At 68.7% G+C, this 17,831-nt stretch carries 14 protein-coding genes and 1 pseudogene; 1 reads left to right on the forward strand and 14 read right to left on the reverse strand.

The features are described 5' to 3' along the window. Window positions 1-189 precede the first annotated feature (189 nt). Window positions 190-5,670 (forward strand): ATP-binding protein, encoded by a 5,481-nt coding sequence (locus tag ON20_RS14745; RefSeq protein WP_040836114.1) that lies wholly within the window; start codon window positions 190-192, stop codon window positions 5,668-5,670. Window positions 5,671-6,225: 555 nt separating this feature from the next. Here ON20_RS14745 and ON20_RS14750 read toward each other — a convergent pair. The 14 genes and pseudogenes from ON20_RS14750 to ON20_RS14810 all read right to left on the reverse strand — a co-directional run bounded on the left by ON20_RS14750 (window position 6,226) and on the right by ON20_RS14810 (window position 17,830). Then, entirely contained in the window at window positions 6,226-7,002 is a 777-nt protein-coding gene (locus ON20_RS14750; protein WP_040836116.1) for a DUF6390 family protein, read from the reverse strand. Between the two features lie 5 nt (window positions 7,003-7,007). Beyond that, complete coding sequence (nicT, locus tag ON20_RS14755) at window positions 7,008-8,066, reverse strand: Nickel transporter NicT (RefSeq protein WP_218002532.1); 1,059 nt, start codon at window positions 8,064-8,066, stop codon at window positions 7,008-7,010. A 92-nt stretch (window positions 8,067-8,158) separates the two neighbouring features. Further along, window positions 8,159-9,241 carry a hydrogenase expression/formation protein HypE gene (hypE, locus tag ON20_RS14760; protein WP_040836118.1) on the reverse strand — a complete coding sequence of 361 codons (1,083 nt, stop codon included), beginning with the start codon at window positions 9,239-9,241 and terminating at the stop codon, window positions 8,159-8,161. After that, window positions 9,234-10,346 carry a hydrogenase formation protein HypD gene (gene hypD / locus ON20_RS14765; protein WP_040836120.1) on the reverse strand — a complete coding sequence of 371 codons (1,113 nt, stop codon included), beginning with the start codon at window positions 10,344-10,346 and terminating at the stop codon, window positions 9,234-9,236. The genes hypE and hypD overlap by 8 nt, the downstream gene beginning before the upstream one ends. Then, on the reverse strand, window positions 10,343-10,669 hold the full coding sequence (locus ON20_RS14770) for a HypC/HybG/HupF family hydrogenase formation chaperone (RefSeq protein ID WP_040836122.1): 327 nt from the start codon (window positions 10,667-10,669) through the stop codon (window positions 10,343-10,345). The genes hypD and ON20_RS14770 overlap by 4 nt, the downstream gene beginning before the upstream one ends. A gap of 19 nt (window positions 10,670-10,688) precedes the next feature. Continuing rightward, window positions 10,689-13,016 (reverse strand): carbamoyltransferase HypF, encoded by a 2,328-nt coding sequence (gene hypF, locus ON20_RS14775; RefSeq protein ID WP_040836124.1) that lies wholly within the window; start codon window positions 13,014-13,016, stop codon window positions 10,689-10,691. Next, window positions 13,013-13,255: a HypC/HybG/HupF family hydrogenase formation chaperone gene (locus ON20_RS14780; protein ID WP_040836126.1), complete on the reverse strand. Its 243-nt coding sequence runs from the start codon at window positions 13,253-13,255 to the stop codon at window positions 13,013-13,015. The genes hypF and ON20_RS14780 overlap by 4 nt, the downstream gene beginning before the upstream one ends. A 129-nt stretch (window positions 13,256-13,384) precedes the next feature. After that, window positions 13,385-13,879: pseudogene (locus ON20_RS14785) on the reverse strand (hydrogenase maturation protease); the annotation flags it as partial. Then, window positions 13,839-14,156 carry a hypothetical protein gene (locus ON20_RS14790; RefSeq protein ID WP_051162489.1) on the reverse strand — a complete coding sequence of 106 codons (318 nt, stop codon included), beginning with the start codon at window positions 14,154-14,156 and terminating at the stop codon, window positions 13,839-13,841. The pseudogene ON20_RS14785 and the gene ON20_RS14790, both read right to left, overlap by 41 nt. 22 nt (window positions 14,157-14,178) lie before the next feature. Further along, window positions 14,179-14,298 (reverse strand): DUF6893 family small protein, encoded by a 120-nt coding sequence (locus ON20_RS41015; protein ID WP_086008986.1) that lies wholly within the window; start codon window positions 14,296-14,298, stop codon window positions 14,179-14,181. A 13-nt stretch (window positions 14,299-14,311) separates the two neighbouring features. Beyond that, window positions 14,312-15,637, reverse strand: a complete 1,326-nt coding sequence (locus ON20_RS14795; RefSeq protein WP_040836128.1) for a hypothetical protein — start codon at window positions 15,635-15,637, stop codon at window positions 14,312-14,314. After that, window positions 15,634-16,281, reverse strand: coding sequence for a DUF6084 family protein (locus tag ON20_RS14800; RefSeq protein ID WP_040836130.1), 648 nt, complete (start codon window positions 16,279-16,281; stop codon window positions 15,634-15,636). The genes ON20_RS14795 and ON20_RS14800 overlap by 4 nt, the downstream gene beginning before the upstream one ends. Then, entirely contained in the window at window positions 16,278-16,913 is a 636-nt protein-coding gene (locus ON20_RS14805; RefSeq protein WP_040836131.1) for a DUF5947 family protein, read from the reverse strand. The genes ON20_RS14800 and ON20_RS14805 overlap by 4 nt, the downstream gene beginning before the upstream one ends. After that, the gene (locus tag ON20_RS14810; protein WP_245547242.1) at window positions 16,910-17,830 is read right to left on the reverse strand and encodes a NifU family protein; all 921 of its coding nucleotides are present in this window, start codon (window positions 17,828-17,830) and stop codon (window positions 16,910-16,912) included. Before ON20_RS14810 ends, ON20_RS14805 begins: the two co-directional genes overlap by 4 nt. Window position 17,831: the final 1 nt, after the last annotated feature.

Here is a 17,831-nt window from a genome sequence, read left to right on the forward strand (position 1 = left end):
CAATCGGAGTCCCGCACGTGCCACCATCACCTGGTACCACGACGGCAGCGGACGGCCCGACGAGGTATACGGGCGAGTAGTACCCGCGTGCCGTGCAATTATCCGGGTTCGGGGTGCACACTACGCAGAGCCGCGATCGGCTCGCCCGTAGACCGGGCCGGCGCATTGGAGAGGAAGGGAGCCAGGCGAGTGTTCAATCGCATCGCGATCGTGAACCGGGGAGAGGCGGCAATGCGCCTTATCCACGCTGTCCGGGATTTGGCGGCAGAGACCGCGCAACCGATCGAAACCGTCGCGCTATATACCGACGTCGACCGGAGCGCGACGTTCGTACGAGAGGCCGATATCGCCTACGATCTCGGTCCCGCGTCCGCGCGCCCCTACCTGGACCTGAAGGCGCTCGAACGCGCTCTGGTGACGACCGGAGCCGATGCCGCCTGGGTGGGCTGGGGCTTCGTCGCGGAAGATCCCGCGTTCGCGGAGCTGTGCGAACAGATCGGGGTCACCTTCATCGGCCCGAACCCGGAGGCGATGCGCAAGCTCGGTGACAAGATCGGCGCCAAGCTCATCGCCGAGGAAGTCGGCGTGCCGGTCGCGCCCTGGAGCCGGGGCGAGGTCGAATCCGTCGGCGCCGCCCTGAGCGCCGCGGCCGAAATCGGCTACCCACTGATGCTCAAGGCGACCGCGGGTGGCGGTGGTCGCGGTATCCGGGTGATCACAGGCGAAGCCGAACTCGTCGACGCCTACGAACGTACCCGCCAGGAAGCCGCACGGGCCTTCGGCAGCGGCGTTGTCTTCCTGGAACGGCTGGTCACCGGCGCCCGCCACGTCGAGGTGCAGGTGATCGCGGACGGCCAGGGCACCGCGTGGGCGCTCGGCGTACGCGACTGTTCGGTGCAGCGGCGCAACCAGAAGATCATCGAGGAGTCGGCGTCGCCGGTGTTGAGCCCTGAGCAGGCCGCCGAACTCAAGGCGTCGGCCGAACGGCTGGCGGTCGCAGTCGGATACCGCGGCGCGGCGACCGTCGAATTCCTCTACCACCCCGGTGACCGGCTGTTCGCCTTCCTCGAGGTCAACACCCGGTTGCAGGTTGAACACCCGATCACCGAAGCCACCACCGGTTTCGACCTGGTCCGGGCTCAGCTGCACGTGGCCTCCGGCGGCCGACTCGAGGGTGAGCCACCGGTCGAGCGTGGCCACGCCATCGAGGCGCGGCTCAACGCCGAGGATCCGGATCGCGACTTCGCGCCCGCTCCGGGCCGCATCGTGCGGCTCGACCTGCCCGCCGGGCCCGGCATCCGCGTCGATACCGGTGTCAGCGAGGGCGACACCATCCCCGCCGATTTCGACTCCATGATCGCCAAGATCATCGCCTACGGCCGCAACCGTGAGGAGGCGCTGGGCCGGCTGCGGCGCGCGATGGTGCAGACCCGGGTGGTCATCGAGGGCGGCGCGACCAACAAGAGCTTCGTGCTCGACCTGCTCGACCAGCCCGAGGTGGTCGACGCCACCGCGGACACCGGCTGGATCGACCGGGTGCGCGGTGAGGGCCGTCTCGTATCGCACCGGCACTCCGCCGTCGCGGTGGCCGCCGCCGCCATCGACGCCTACGAGGAGGAGGAGCGGGTCGAGCGGGACCGGCTGCTGTCCACGGCGGCCGGCGGACGCCCGCAGGTCCAGCATCAGAGCGGGCGGCCGCACGACCTCAAGCTGCGCGGTGTCGGCTACCGGGTGCGGGTCGCGCGCGTCGGTGCGCACCGGTTCCGGGTCGGTATCGAGTCGGGCGGGGATCTGCGCACCGCCGACGTCGACCTGGAACGCTTCGACCACCACACCGGGCAGATCGTGGTCAACGGCACCCGGTACCGCCTCACCACCGGCACGCACGGACCGATCCACCTGATCGACGTCGACGGGGTGACGCACCGGATCAGCCGGGACGAGGGCGGTGTCGTCCGCTCCCCCGCGCCCGCGCTGGTCGTCGCCACACCGCTGGAGGTCGGCGCCGAGGTCGAGGCGGGCGCGCCCGTGCTGGTGCTGGAGAGCATGAAGATGGAAACGGTGCTGCGCGCGCCGTTCCGCGCCCGGTTGAAGGAGTGCACGGTTTCCGTCGGCACCCAGGTGGAGACCGGCGCGCCGCTGCTGCGGTTGGAGCCGCTCGCCGAGGACGGCGAGGAGGCCGACAGCGCGGCCGTGGAGACGGTCGAGTTGGACCTTCCGGTCGAGCCCGCACCCTCTCGGCCGCATGAGCGGGTGGCCCGCGGACTGCAGGACCTGCGCAGCCTACTGCTCGGCTACGACGTCGACCCGCACGACGACCGCCGCGTGCTCGGCGACTACCTCACCGCGCGCCGGGAGGCCGTGGCGGACAACCGCAGGCCGCTGGCCGAGGAGGTCGAACTCGTACAGGTATTCGCCGACCTCGCCGAGCTGAGCCACAACCGCTCGTGGGACGAGGACGGCAGTGGCCAGAGCCATGTGCACAGCGCCCGCGAGTACTTCCACACCTATATGCGGAGTCTCGACGTCGAGCGGGCCGGGCTGCCGGAGTCGTATCAGGCCAAGCTCGCCAAGGCACTCGGGTACTACGGTGTCACAGAGCTGGAACGCACACCTGACCTCGAGGCCGCGGTCTTCCGAATCTTCCTCGCCCAGCAACGGCCATCCGACACCGTCGAGGTCATCACCACGCTGCTGCGCGAGTGGCTGCGGGAGCCGATGCCGGAGCGGGCGTTGCGCGAGCCCGTCGGCCTGGCGCTGGAGCGGCTGGTCGGCGCGACGCAGGTGCGTTTCCCGGTGATCGCCGACCTCGCCCGCGGCCTGGTGTATGCCTGGTACGGCCAGCCGCTGCTGCGGCGCAACCGCGCCGAGGTGTACACCACCGTCCGCAGGCGCCTGCGTCATCTGGACACGCACCCGGACAGCGCCGACCGCGCCGACCACATCGCCGAGATGGTGCGCAGCACCGAGCCGCTGGTGCGGTTGCTCGGCCAGCGTCTGGTGCGCGGCAGCGCGGACAACACCGTCATGTTGGAGGTGCTCACCCGCCGCTACTACGGCAACAAGGGACTCACCGGCGTCCGCACCGAGCAGGCGGGCGGCTGCACCTTCGTGATCGCCGAACGCAAGGGCACGAGCCTGGTCTCGGCTGTGGTGCGGTTCGACGCCCTCGACACCGCGCTGCGCGGTCTCGCCGAGTTGGCCGGCGGCGCCGCGTCCATCGAGGCCGATATCTACCTCATCTGGGAAAAGCAGCCCGAGGACTTCGATGCGATGGCCGCCGCGCTGCAGGAGGTCCTCGCCGCGCGACCCATGCCGAACCAGGTGCACCGGATCACCACTACCGTGGCCGGGAGCAATGGCGCGGTGATGCACCATCACTTCACGTTCCGCCCGTCGGCCACCGGCATGGCCGAGGAACGGCTGATCCGCGGCCTGCACCCGTACATCGCGCAGCGGATGCAGATCGAGCGACTGCGCAAGTTCGACCTCACCCGGCAGCCGTCCTCGGACGAGGAGGTCTATCTCTTCCGCTGCGTGGCGAAGGAGAACCCGGCCGACGAGCGCCTCGTCGCGTTCGCGCAGGTGCGTGACCTGACCGCGCTGCGCGACCACGACGGCCGGTTGCTCGCACTGCCGACGGCGGAGAACACCATCGCCGCCTGCCTGGATTCGATTCGCCGGGCGCGGTCGCTACGCTCCTCGGCCGCGCGGTACCAGACGAACCGCATCGTGATGTACATCTGGCCGCCGGTCGAACTCACCCGGGCGGAGTTCGACACCATCGTCGAACGCATCCAGCCGATCACCGCGGGCGCCGGTCTGGAGGAGATCCTGATCATCGCCCGGCACCGCTCCGAGCGGACCGGTGAACTGGTCAAGCGCGCGGTGCGGATCGGCTTCGAGGCCACCGGCACCACGGTGACCATCGGCGAACGCACCGCCGATCCGATCGAGCCGCTGGACGAGTACCGGCAAAAGGTGCTGCGCGCCGCGAGCCGCAACACCGTCTACCCGTACGAACTCACCGGCCTGCTCGGCGAGTTCACCGAGTACGACCTCGACGTCGAGCACGCCCTGGTGCCGGTCGACCGGCCCAAGGGGTACAACACGGCAGCGATCGTCGCCGGTGTGGTCACCACGCCGACCCAGCAGCATCCGGAGGGTGTCACCCGGGTGGTGCTGCTCGGCGATCCGACCAAATCGCTGGGCGCGCTGTCGGAACCGGAGTGCCGCCGCGTGATCGCCGCCCTGGACCTGGCCGACCGGATGCGGGTCCCGCTGGAGTGGTACGCATTGTCCTCCGGCGCCCGGATCTCGATGAAGTCCGGTACCGAGAACATGGACTGGGTGGCCGCCGCGCTCAAGCGGATCGTCGAGTTCACCCAGGACGGCGGCGAGATCAATATCGTCGTCGCGGGCATCAATGTCGGCGCGCAGCCGTACTGGAATGCCGAGGCGACGATGCTCATGCACACCAAGGGCATCCTGGTGATGATCCCGGATTCGGCGATGGTGCTCACCGGCAAGCAGTCGCTGGACTTCTCCGGCGGCGTCTCGGCCGAGGACAACTTCGGCATCGGTGGCTACGACCGGGTGATGGGCCCGAACGGTCAGGCGCAGTACTGGGCGCCGAACCTCACCGCCGCGCGGGACGTGCTGATGTCGCACTACGAGCACACCTACGTGGCGCCCGGTGAGCAGGCACCGCGCCGGTCGCACACCAGCGATCCGGTCGATCGTGATGTCTCCGATTTCCCGCATGTCTCGGCGGACAGCGATTTCACCACCGTCGGTGAGATCTTCTCCGCCACCGCCAACCCGGATCGCAAGAAGCCCTTCGATATCCGGGCCGTGATGCGGGCCCTCGCCGATCAGGACCACCCGGTACTGGAACGTTGGGCGGGCATGGCCGACGCCGAGACCGCCGTGGTGCAGGACGCACGGCTCGGCGGTATCCCGGTGTGTCTGCTCGGCATCGAGTCCCGGAGTGTGCCGAGGCGCGGCTTCACGGCCAGCGACGGCCCCGACACCTACACCGCGGGCACGCTGTTCCCGCTGTCGTCGAAGAAGGCCGCTCGGGCGATCAACGCGGCCAGCGGCAATCGGCCCCTGGTCGTGCTGGCGAACCTGTCCGGCTTCGACGGCTCACCGGAGTCGATGCGGAAGCTGCAGTTGGAGTACGGCGCCGAGATCGGCCGTGCCATCGTGAACTTCCGCGGTCCCATCGTGTTCTGCGTGATCTCTCGGTACCACGGCGGTGCGTTCGTGGTGTTCTCGAAGGCGCTGAACCCGAATATGACCGTGCTCGCGTTGGAAGGCTCGTTCGCCTCGGTACTCGGTGGCGCCCCGGCCGCCGCGGTGGTGTTCGCCGGCGAGGTCAACAGCCGTACCGCGGCCGACCCTCGGGTACGGGAACTGGAGGCACGTGCCGCGAGCGCGACCGGCACCGGCCGTGCGGCCCTGACCGCGGAACTCGACGAGATCCGGTCGTCGGTCCGCGCGGAAAAGCTCGGTGAGGTGGCCGCGGAATTCGACCGCGTGCACAATATCCAGCGCGCTGTCGAGGTCGGTTCGGTCGACGCCATCATTCGCCCCGCCGAACTCCGTCCCCGCATCATCGAGGCCATCGAAGCACGCCTGGTCGACCGGCCCGTCCGGACGTCGTGATCGAATATGCACGTCCATAAACGCCGACCACCGTGATCGAATCGGCGCCGCGCTCGGACATCCGATACCGCGGCGCCGTTCGATGTCGTCGAGACCGTGGCGTCCGGTGACGGGACTCGTGGCGGCTCGGCCGCTTCGACGAGTTTCGCTCCCGGCGACCGCGGTCTCGCCAAGGTCGTCCGGATAGGGACACCGAACCCCTGCGCTGCCTTTACCATCCGACTGCCCGGCGCTCGAAGAACACCCACCGGCCGGCCACTCCCGGTTTCTCGGGTCAGTGCGGCCGACGGCCGGTGACGGTCGCGTATATCTCGGCGAGGTTGCCGTCCGTGCCGGTGGTGCGCCAGGCGATGAAGCCGTCCGAGTGGGCCGGCAGCGCACCTTCGCCGAAGGTACCGCCTGCTCACTGGGGTCGAGGCGACGGCGAACCCTCGGCGGTGACGGGACCGCGGTCGCCGAGGCTCCTCAACCGGCGAATCGGGCGAAGGTGTCGAGGATGGCGGTTCGCGACCATGGACGAGGTAGATGGCCGCCGGCTCGCCGACAGGATCGGACTCACTCGACGCGCGGCGACGGTGGAGGCGCGGCGCGGGCGAGCCTGCGGTTGGTGAGGTCCAACTGGCGGCCCGTACTTTCCGTCAATGCGCGTACCTGTGTGGAGTCGAGGCGGGCGCACAGGTGGTTCCAGTGGATGGCGACCGTATCGCCCGGGGCCGCGTCGGGGACCGCCGAGTACCCGTCGATCCATACCGGGACACGCCGGGCGCGGGGCTCGGTCAGGCGCAGTTGTCGGCCATCCCATCCGAGACGGCGACACTCGATGACCAGGTCATCGTCCTGCCTGGTGAGCACCCTCCCCCAGCTGATCCGGCAGTCGTCGAGCACTCGCATCGGGATATCGACCGTCGTACTGCCGAGCAGCCGGGACCACGGGTAGACACCGAAGACGTGGAAACAGTGGTTCGGCGCCGCTTCGTCGGCGATATCCGCGCGCAGATGCTGCCAGTAGCGACCTGCCACCGGCGCGATCACCTCCAGTAGCTCGGCCGCGAACTCTCCGGCGTCCAGGCGGGCGCCGATACCGCCCCCGAGCCAATACGACGCCACGAGGCGGTGGTCGAGCGGATCCGCTATCCCGGTCATCCGCGCCATCACCTCGAGATAGGGCCAGGCCCCGGTGAACCCGCGCGCCAATGCCCGCACATCCGCACTCGAGCCCTCACGCAGCGCCGCCGCGTCCTCCGGTCCGCAGTAGCCGAGGTGATTGGGCGCGTAGGCGAATCGGGAGAACATCTCCGTTCCCCTGGTGTCGCCTCGATTCTCGCGCGCCACGGCTCTCATTCCACCGGAAGCCGGGACCGCCATCGACGCTCGACATCGCCGAAGCGCCACACCGCGATCGCTGTCGCCCAGGTGAGTACGAACAGTCCGACGATGATGAACCCCATCGCGCCGAGGTCGAGGTTTCCGACCCACGCCATCGGACCCGATGTCACCTCCAGCTTCTCGGTCAGGATCGAGATGATCTCCTGTGCGCCGATGAGCAGCGCCACCGCGACCGAGAGACCGGTGACCACAATGTTGTAGTAGATCGTGCGAAGGGGGCCGGCGAACGCCCAGCCGTAGGCGAAGTTCATGAAGGTGCCGTCCAGCGCGTCGAACAGCGACATGCCCGCCGAGAACAGCACGGGCAGCACCAGGATCGCGTACCACGGCAGATTCGTGGCGGCCGCCCCGCCCGCGATCACCAGCAGCCCCACCTCGGTGACGGTGTCGAATCCGAGGCCGAACAGCAGTCCGACCGGATACATCTGCCATGGTTTGCGCACGGCCCGCATCAACGGCCCGAAGATCCGGTTCAGCGCACCACGGTTGTCGAGCCGCTGTTCGAGCTCCGCCTCGTCGTAGCCGCCGTGCCGCATTCCGCGAAACACCCGCCAGATCCCCATCAGCGATACCAGGTTCAGCAACCCGATCAGGATCAGGAACGTGCCCGAGACACCGGTGCCGAAAACCCCGGTCCACCGCTGCAACCGGGAATCCTCGTCCTGCAGATTCGCCGCCAGCGTCTTCACCCCCGCCGCGAGCAGGGCGACGAGCACGAACACGATGGTGGAGTGTCCGAGGGAGAACCAGAACCCGACCGACATGGGTTTCTGGTCATCGGCCACGAGTTTGCGCGTCGTGTTATCGATGGCGGCGATATGGTCGGCGTCGAAGGCATGCCGCATGCCGAGGGTGTAGGCGGTGATTCCGAGGCCGACGCCGAACACCGCGCCGTCGACGATGTAGTGGCCGGGAACAACGACGAACAGCAGCACGCCGAAGCCGATCAGATGCAGTGCGACAACCGCGAGCGCCATTCCGGCCACACTGCGCCGCTGGCGGGCGTCCAGGCCCCACCATCTGCCACGTATCGTCGATACCGATACCCCCGCCATCGGTCACCTCGTCTTCTGTGCATCGGCGCGCCGGAAGTCGCGTCACATCAACAAATCCGTGGCAGTTGCTCACCTGCGGGCAAGTCCACCACCCGAGTGCCACCGAGGCTCGTGCGCGCCACCACCATGCCCGGATGCTCCTCCACACATTCGCCGATGACCTCCGCACGGGTACCGAGCGGATGTGCCCGCATCGCCGCCAGCACCCGGTCCGCGTCCCGCGGCGCCACGAACGCGATGAGCTTGCCCTCGTTGGCGACATACATCGGATCGAGACCGAGCAGTCCGCAGGCGTCGCGCACGGCGGCGGGCACCGGCAGCTTCGTCTCCTCCAGTGTGACACCGACATTCGCGGCTCGGGCGATTTCGTTCAATGTCGCCGCCACACCCCCTCGGGTCGGATCGCGCATCATGTGCACATCGGCCCCCGTGGCGAGCATCGCCGCGACCAATCCATGCAAGGGCGCGGTGTCGCTGGACACCGTCGTACCGAACTCCAGGCCCTCCCGGCAGCTCATCACCGCGATACCGTGCACGCCGATCTCCCCACTGACCAGCACCACATCACCGGGCCGCACCCGCTGCGGCCGGATATCGACGCCGGGGTCGATAATTCCGATACCGGTCGTGTTGATGAATATTCCGTCGCCGTGGCCGGCATCGACCACTTTGGTGTCGCCGGTCACGAGGGTGACACCCGCGCCGAGTGCGGCGGTGCCCACCGCCTGCGCGACGCGTGCGATCTCGGCGAGCGCGGTGCCCTCCTCCAGGATGAACGCGGTCGACAGCACCAGCGGACGCGCGCCTGCCACGGCCAGATCGTTGACGGTGCCGTTGACCGCGAGTTCGCCGATGGTGCCGCCGGGGAACACGATCGGCTTCACCACGAACGAATCGGTGGAGAACGCCAGCCGGTTGTCGCCGACGGCGATCACCGCCGAATCGCCCATATCGGCGTCAGCGGCCGCTCCGAAGGCGGGGAGGAACAGGTGCTCGATCAGTTCACCCGACATCGCCCCGCCGCCGCCGTGGCCCATCACGATATTCGGCGCGTCCCGCAGGGGCATCGGGCACACCCACCCGTCGATGTCGATCGTCGCGGGTGTCGCCACCTCGAGGTCCTCACGCATGTGCCACCTCCGGGGGCTGCTCCAGCCGCCGGTACAGGTAGTACGCCGCGCACGCGCCTTCCGAGGAAACCATGGTGGCCCCCAATGGGTTCCGCGGTGTGCACTGTTTGCCGAACGCGGCGCACTCGTGCGGTTTGATCAGGCCCTGCAGCACCTCGCCCGAGCGACAGATCGCCGATTCCGCGGTATTCAGCTCCCCGACGGAGAACCGGCGCTCCGCGTCGTACTCGCGGTAGCGCTCCGACAGCCGCCAGCCGCTGTCCGGAATGACACCGATCCCGCGCCAGGCCCGGTCGGTCACCTCGAAGACATCCGACAGCATCGCCTTAGCCGTCGGATTACCCGCCGCTGCGACCGCCCGCGGATAGGCATTCTCCATCTCGTGCCGCCCCGCCTCCAGCTGGACGACCGTGCGGCGGATGCCCTCCAGGATGTCGAGCGGCTCGAAACCCGTAACAACCATGGGAACCTTGTACCGCTGCGCCAGCGGGGGGTACTCCTCGGTGCCCATGACCGTGCAGACATGACCGGCCAGCAGGAACCCCTGCACCCGACACAGGGGCGATTCCATGATCGCGGCGACCGCCGGCGGGACCAGCACATGCGACACCAGCAGCGAGAAGTTCGCTATGCCGAGCCGTTGCGCCTGGTAGACGGTCATCGCGTTGGCCGGAGCGGTCGTCTCGAATCCGATACCGAAGAAGACGACCTGACGGTCGGGATTGGCCTTGGCGAGTTCGAGCGCGTCCAGCGGCGAGTACACCACCCGCACGTCGCCGCCCTCGCTCTTGACGCGGAAGAGGTCCTTCTCGCTGCCCGGTACCCGCAACATATCGCCGAACGAGCAGAAGATCACCCCGGGCCGCGCGGCGATCTCGAGCGCCTTGTCAATGACCGCCAGTGGTGTCACACAGACCGGACAGCCCGGACCGTGGATCATCTCGATCTGATCGGGCAGCAACTGGTCGATACCGTGTCGGATGATCGAATGCGTCTGCCCACCGCAGACCTCCATCAGCGACCAGCGTCTGGTCGTGGTGGCACGGATACGGTCAAGAAGGCGCTTGGCCAGCTCGGGATTGCTGAACTCGTCGAGATACTTCATGGTGTGCCCTCCGGGTCCTCGTTCCGCCGCGCGGTATCCGGGTTCTCCAGGCCCGCCTGGCGGGCCGCAGTGGCGAAGCCGTCCCCGAACTCCTCGTTCAGCACCCCGAGATGTTCGAATTCGGCCAGGGTCTTCAGCGCGGACTCCTCGTCCAGGCGCTGGATCGCGAACCCGACATGGACGACCACGTAGTCGCCGATCGCCACATCCGGGATGTACTGCAGACATACGTCCTTGTGCACGCCACCGAAGTCGACGACCGACATCAGTGTGCCATCGCGTTCGTGCAGGTCGATCACCTTTCCGGGAACCGCCAGGCACATATTCGCTTCTCCTTTCCGCTCAACCCGCACCGATGGCGAGTAACTGCCCGAACGCCAGACCGCCGTCATTGGGCGGCAGCCGGTGATGGCAGATGACAGGGAATCCGTGGTCGCGCAGCAATGCCCGGGCGGTGGACAACAGCAGGGCGTTCTGAAACACCCCGCCCGACAGCGCGACGGTCTGCGACGGTGCGGCGTAGCCGAGTGCGATATCGAGTACCAACCGCGCGACCGCCGCGTGGAACCGGGCACCGATCACAGCCGCGGGAACTCCGTGCGCGGCATCATCGACCACCGCGGCGATCACCGGCGCGGGATCGATCGGGGCCGGGTCCAGGTCGGTGGCGACAACGAAGCGGTAGCCCGCCGGACCCGGCTCCCCGCCGCGCGCCAGGCCTTCCAGTTCGATCGCCGCCTGCGCTTCGTAGTCCACGACGTGACGCACCCCGGCCAGCGACGACACCGCGTCGAACAACCGGCCCATACTCGAGGTCGGCACACAGTTGAACCCGGTGGCGAACTGGTGCGCCAGTACCGTGCGCTCCGCGGCGGGGCAGGCACGGACCGACGCGATGTTCTCCGACCACTCGATACCCGCGGACCACAGGTGCGCCAGCGCCATCCGATAAGGCCGGTGCACACTGGCGTCCCCACCGGCCAGCGGAACGTACTTCACATGCGCCGACCGCCGATAACCCTTGTATCCGGCCGCGAGCACCTCCCCGCCCCATATCGCGCCGTCGGGCCCGTAACCGGTGCCGTCGAACGCGATTCCGAGCACGATCTCGGCGGGATCGAGACCGTGCTCACCCATCACCGAGGCGATATGGGCGTGGTGGTGTTGCACGGTGTGCACCGATCGTTTCTCCGCGTGGTGTCTCGCCCATTCGGTGGACCGGTAGCCGGGGTGCGCGTCGGCGACCAGCTGTCCCGGCCGTACCCCTGTCAGCTCCTCGAGGTGTTGTTCGGCGGCATCGAAGGCACGTAGCGTGGCCAGATCGTCCATATCGCCGATGTGCTGGCTCAGCCAGGCGACGCGGCCGTCGGCCACGGCGCAGGTGTTCTTCAGATCGGCGCCGACCGCGAGGGTCGGCGGCAGCGGGACCGGTAGCGCCATCGGTAGCGGGGCATAGCCGCGCGACCTGCGCACAGGCAGTTCGTCACCGTCGATCGAGCGCACCACCGAGTCGTCGCACGGCACCAGGATGCGCCGATTGTGCGACAGCCAGGCGTCGGCGAGTCCGGCGAGCCGGGTGCGGGCGTCGGAGTCCTCGTAGCAGATCGGCTCACCGCCGAGATTTCCCGAGGTCATCACCAGCGATGGCGGGCCGGGCGGGTCGCCGGGCAGACCGAATAACAGCAGATGCAGTGGGGTGTAGGCGAGCATGACACCCAGGTCCGGGTTGCCGGGCGCCACGGACTCGGCGGGGATGGAACCGTGCGTATCGACGGTCTCGGCGGCACCGGCACCCGGGTGGGCCTTCTCGGGCGCCGGTCGGCGCGGCAGCAGCACGATCGGCCGGGCCGGGCCGGTCAACAGTGCGGCGGCCGCGTCGTCCACCGTCACGATGGAACGGGCCGTGGCGAGGTCCGCCACCATAATGGCGAAGGGCTTGTCACCGCGCCGTTTGCGCCTGCGCAACTCCGCGACGGCCACCTCGTTCGTGGCGTCGCAGGCGAGATGATAGCCGCCGATTCCCTTGACGGCGAGAATCCCGCCCGCGCGCAACAGTTCTCGCGCGAGGGCGAGCGCATCACCGCTGCCCGGTTCCGAGTACGCCAGGGTGGGACCGCAGCGTGGGCAGGCGATCGGCTGGGCATGGAAACGCCGGTCGGCGGGGTCGGTGTACTCCTCGGCGCAGCGGTCGCACATGGCGAAGTCCGCCATCGAGGTCCGCTCGCGGTCGTAGGGCAGGCTCGCGATTATGGTGAAGCGCGGCCCGCAGTTGGTGCAGTTGATGAACGGGTGGCGGTAGCGCCGGTTGCCGGGATCGCGCAGCTCGCGTTCGCAGTCGGCGCAGATGGCGACGTCCGGTGAGGCCAGTGTTCGCCCACCGCCGCGGGTGGTGTCGGCGATGCGGAACCCGGTGCCACCGTGTGGCGGGATATCGGTACGGTCGATCGAGTCGATCACCGCCAGCGGTGGTGGCCGCAGACGCAGCCGCTCGATGAACTCGTCGAGCGCCGTGGGCGCCCCTTCGATCTCCACGACCACACCGCTGCTGTTGTTGCCGACGCTTCCGGACAGGGCCAACTCGGCGGCGGTGGTGTAGACGAAGGGTCGGAATCCCACGCCCTGGACCACCCCGCGCACCAGCAGGCGCCGCCGCTGCCGCTCGGCGGTCATGGCCGGTCTCCACGCTGCAGTAGGCGCAGCCCGCCCATCGCGGCCGCGGCGCCCGCCTCGTCCGTCTTCTCCACGACGAAGCCCATGTGGATGATCACCCAGTCTCCCGGCCGCGCCGGGTCGTCCTCCAACAGACCGATATTCACCTTCCGCCGTTCGCCGGATACGTCGACGAGCGCGACCTGGTCGTGGTAGCCGGCGAGGACCTCCACCACCCGTCCCGGGATTCCAAGACACATTGGTCATTCCTCCTGTCGCACCGTGGTCCGGGGGGGCGGCGCGAAGCGGCCCTGCTCCGCGACGGCGCCGTTGTCCTGGGCCTCGATTCGTGTCACACCACCGTCGAGATGCCGATCACCGCATGGGAGAAGTTCGGTGAGGACCCGGCCCACAGCACCGACCGCTTCGTCCACCGCGGCGGCGACGGGCGCGGACAAGCCGATCCCCTCCGCCACGGAGGCGACCTGGCAGCCGACGACGACCGTCGGCGGCGGTGTGCCGCCCAGGGCGCGCAGCCCGGCGAACACCGCATCCGGAGTCATCGCGTGCGCGTCGAGGTGCGCGGCATCCGGGACTTGCGGTGCGGGACCGAACACCTCGACCCGACCCGGTGTGCCGCGATCGGGTACCGCGTCGATCAGCACCAGCGCGTCCCAGGGGTAGAGCAGGTCGTAGGCCAAGTGCATACCGCTTATGCCGTAGTCCACCACGCGCACACCCGCTTGGAGGTGGTCCGGTAACCGCCGCACCACCTCGGGCCCGAATCCGTCGTCGCCGAGGAAGATATTGCCGATCCCGGCGATCAGCACCTTGGCCGTCGGATCATCCCTCCCCTTCGGTCGGCGACGTCGCCCCACCGACATTCGCGTCGTCGACCGTGCCGGTCGCCGTCTCCTCCGGTTCGTTCGCGGTCGCCTTGCGTTCCTCGTAGGGCGGGGTCACCGGTTCGGCGCCGGGGACCGGCTCCGACGTGAACTCGGCCTGTCGCTCGGTATCGGTGTCGTGGGCGGAGGTCGTCTCCTCATGTCCGATATCACCCGGTTCGCGCTCGGCGGGTCCCCCGGCCACGGTCTCGGCGCCGGTATCGCGCGAGCCCGGCTCTCCGCGTGCCTCCTGTGGTTCTTCGCTGCGGTCCTGCATGATGCCTCCTTTCGGTCCGCCGCTACATCTGCCGAATCTTCAGGTATCTCCGCAGGTCCGGTATCGACCGCACACCGACGTAGAGACCGGCCGCCACCAACACGGCCACCACCGCTGTCGAGATCACTCCCATCGTTTGCATCACGGACTTCCTTTCACTTCTCGGGACCGTCGAGCGGCTCCAGTTCGTCGGGCGCGAAATACAGGTAGCGGCCGTACCATTCGTGCAGCTCGGCCGCGGGGTCGTCGTCCAGTACGACACCGACATGCGCCTGCCCGTCCACGTCCTCATGGACCGAGACGACCCGGGCGGGCCTACCGTCGACGAACAGGTCCTGGGCGTCGGCCCGCCGGGACGGATGCAGCCGGACCCGACTCCCTCTACGCACCAACACACCCGCGACCGGCACCGCATCGGTATCCGGACGCACGGCGCCGTCGACCGCCGGGTCCCACCAATCACCCCCCTCGGGAACCTCGGGTACCAGGCGCGGCCGGTCCGGACGCGGATCCCGCAGCACGCCGTGTAGCTCTCGCATCGCTTCCGGCGACATGGTGTCGCAGCGGTCGATGATCTCGGCTGCGCGCGGATCGGTCGCGCGCGCGGCCGCCTTCTCCTCATCGGTCATCGTCATCACCCGCAGGGTGAGGATCTCGTCGATCTCGGTGGAGTCGAACAGCGCTCCCGAACTCTGCTCCGCGATCTCCGGGTGGTCGTAGAGGATGATCGGCGAGATCAGCAGCAGGCTGTGGTCACCGGGTGGGCCGGCGAGTACCGGGAAGCACCGGTGCCGGTCGCAACGCTCGACCGCGGCCGCGGCGTCGGACGGCGGATCCAGTGACGAAACGAATCGGCCCCCGGCGACTTCCGCGATGACGTGTGCGCCGATCAGCGAGCGGGCGATGGCGTCCTGTTTATCGGTCGCGGGCGCGCCCACATTGCGAACCGCGACCGCGAGCCGCAGGAACCCGTCGTCCCGCTCGACCGCGAGCTCGAACTCACCTGTGAGCGACCGCCGACTCCGCACGAGCGCGCCGACCACCTGTCCCGAGGCATCGGCGATCTCCTCGGTGTCGACCCCACCGGGAACCGTCAGTGAACGAACGCAGGGCGCGGGTGCCATAGGGCCTATGACGATCTCCCGCGTGACGGCCTCGTCCCAGGACAGCCAGGCCCGCGCGCCTACGACCAGTTCATCGATCGGCGTCCCGTCGCCGTCCACCGCCTGTCGCCGCTGGAGTTGGAGGAACCGGATCGTCCACGTCAGGACGGGATCCGCCCCCGGAGCGAGCAGGAACCGGGCCGATAGGGACGACTCTTCGCCGAATCCGGTCTCGGCGGCCTTGTCCGGCCCCAACACCCCGAACTGCCAGCGGGACCGGTTCTTGGGCGAGTTCGCCCGATAGGGGTAGAGCAGATAGCCCTCGTAGAGCACCGCGTCGGCGACGGCGCGGGCCCGGGCGCGCGGATCGGCGTTCACGGCAGCTCCTCGGAACGGGCCAGCAGCCGGGTCACCGCTTCGTCGAATCCGAGCAGACCGCGGCCGGTTTTATAGGTGGTCAGCGCGTCGAGGGTGTCCCGGTGCAGACGCAGCCATCCGGTGTTCGGGAAATGCGCGGCCATCAGGTCCTGCCATACCGCGATCGGCATATCGAAGGTGTCCTCGCGGTCCCAGGGGATCTGCTGGATCGCGAACCCGCCGCTGCCCCTGATGAAGACCGTGCCGCTGAACAGGAACACCAGCGGCACCGTGCCGTCGCGCAGCGCGTGCAGATATTTCGATCCGGTCACCTCGAAGTCGTAGGTGCAGGGCATCGGCAGATCCACCTCGGCGCCTCCGGAGAATCCGGGGACCATGGTGGCGCAGTGCATCCAGAGGAACGACCGTTGCGTGTCCTGCCAGCGCTCCCGTGGGCCGAACAGATCGGTCAGTCCCGCGCTCTCCTCCTCGGAGTAGCGGCGGCGAGCCGGCTGGATACGCACCTGCGCGCGCAGGGCGATCGCGTGCACGGGCTCTTCCGCGAGGGCGGCGATACCGACCCGCGCGGACAGGGCCGGTGCGACCGCGTACGGCTCCGGCTTGATTTCGAGAACGGCGAACGTCGTCGAGCGGACGGGACTCATACCGCACCACCCGGTCGCGCGCGGGCCGAGACGGCGGTGAAGAACTCGTCCAGATAGCGGCGCACGTCCTGTCCACCGTCGAAGCCGCGCCACAGCAGTCGCATCCGGCCGACGAACTCGTAGCACGCGTCGATCGGCAGCAACAGACAACTCGCGGCCGCGGTCCCGTGCTCGGGTACGCGGATCAGCAGGGCTTCGACATCGGGGGCGAGCACATCCAGTTCGGGATGGCGCCGCAGAATCGTATTCCACTGTTGCAACGGCAATTCCGATTCGGTCGCGCCCGCGGGGCCCGGATAGAACGCCACGGTCTTGTCCAGCGCGGAGTTGCGGAAGAAGAACGCGAGCCCCACCGGTATCTCCAACGCGTCCCACTCCTGCCGGCCGATCGTGAATCCGGGGAAGGCGAGATAGCGATCGGGCACCGCCCGGTACCGCAGTGCCGCCTTCTGGTCCACGAACAGCAGATAGCAACCGCGACACACACACATCAGCTGCCGGCCTTCGATATTCACGACATGCCGGTGCTCGTCGGCGATCGGCTCGGCACACATCTCACACCGTTCACCCGCCCGCGGCGCGGGCGGGTGCTCGGCACTGATCCGCCGCAGCACTCGGAACGGCGTGTTCACCCTGGAACCTCCACCGGCACCGCCACCGACGGTTCGCCGGAACGCAGGAGAACCGGAAGCGGGTCGAGGTGTCCCTCACCGTCGACTCGTGCACCGGCATGCACGACATCGAAGTGCGCATGGCAGGTCGGGCAGCGCAGTACCGCATCACCGACCGGGAATCCGAGCCGCCGGTGCAGTGCGGCTCCCGCGAGCGAGTGGTCACAGACCGGGCAATGGTCCCGATAGGCGAACACGTTCTCACCCACCCGGCAGGCCAGCATCGCGAGCCCGGCGACGGCGAACCCGCCCACCTCGCCGGGAGCCAGTTCGGCCAGTTCGGGGACCGCGACCCAATCGCCGGACCGGTGCTCGCTCGAACGCACCCGTGAGAACAGCGAGTCGGCGGAGATCAGCCCCGCCGACTCCGTCCGCTCGGCGACGACTTCGATGGCCTCGATCTCCGGCGCCGCCGCGCGCACCGCGTCCTCCACGGCCAGTTCCAGCGTCACCGACGAGGAGGGACAGCCACGGCAACTGCCTGTCAGCTCCAGACGGACCACCCTGTCGACGATGTCGACCAGACCGACGTCGCCACCGTGCGAACCGAGGTACGGGCGCACGCTGTCCAACGCCGCCCGTACCCTGGTGTCCACATCGTGCGGGTGCAGCCCGTGCACCAGCAGCAGGCTCGCGACCAGGTCGTCGCGGACCAACCGTTCGAGGGTTGCCGAATCCAGCAGCCCGACCACACGCGCCAGCCCCGCACCGTACAGCTCGACGACCTCGCGCACCAGTTGCTCGGCGCGCTCGCGGGCCACGGCGCCGCCTACCGAGCTCGCCTCCAGTAGCGTCTCGATACGATCGCCGGCCTCGCGCCACCGGCTCTCGTCAGGTGTCGCGTCGTCCCGTTTCTCCGGGCGAATGTCCACCGTCACC

It is taken from the genome of Nocardia brevicatena NBRC 12119, assembly GCF_000308495.1.
Classification (GTDB): domain Bacteria; phylum Actinomycetota; class Actinomycetes; order Mycobacteriales; family Mycobacteriaceae; genus Nocardia; species Nocardia brevicatena.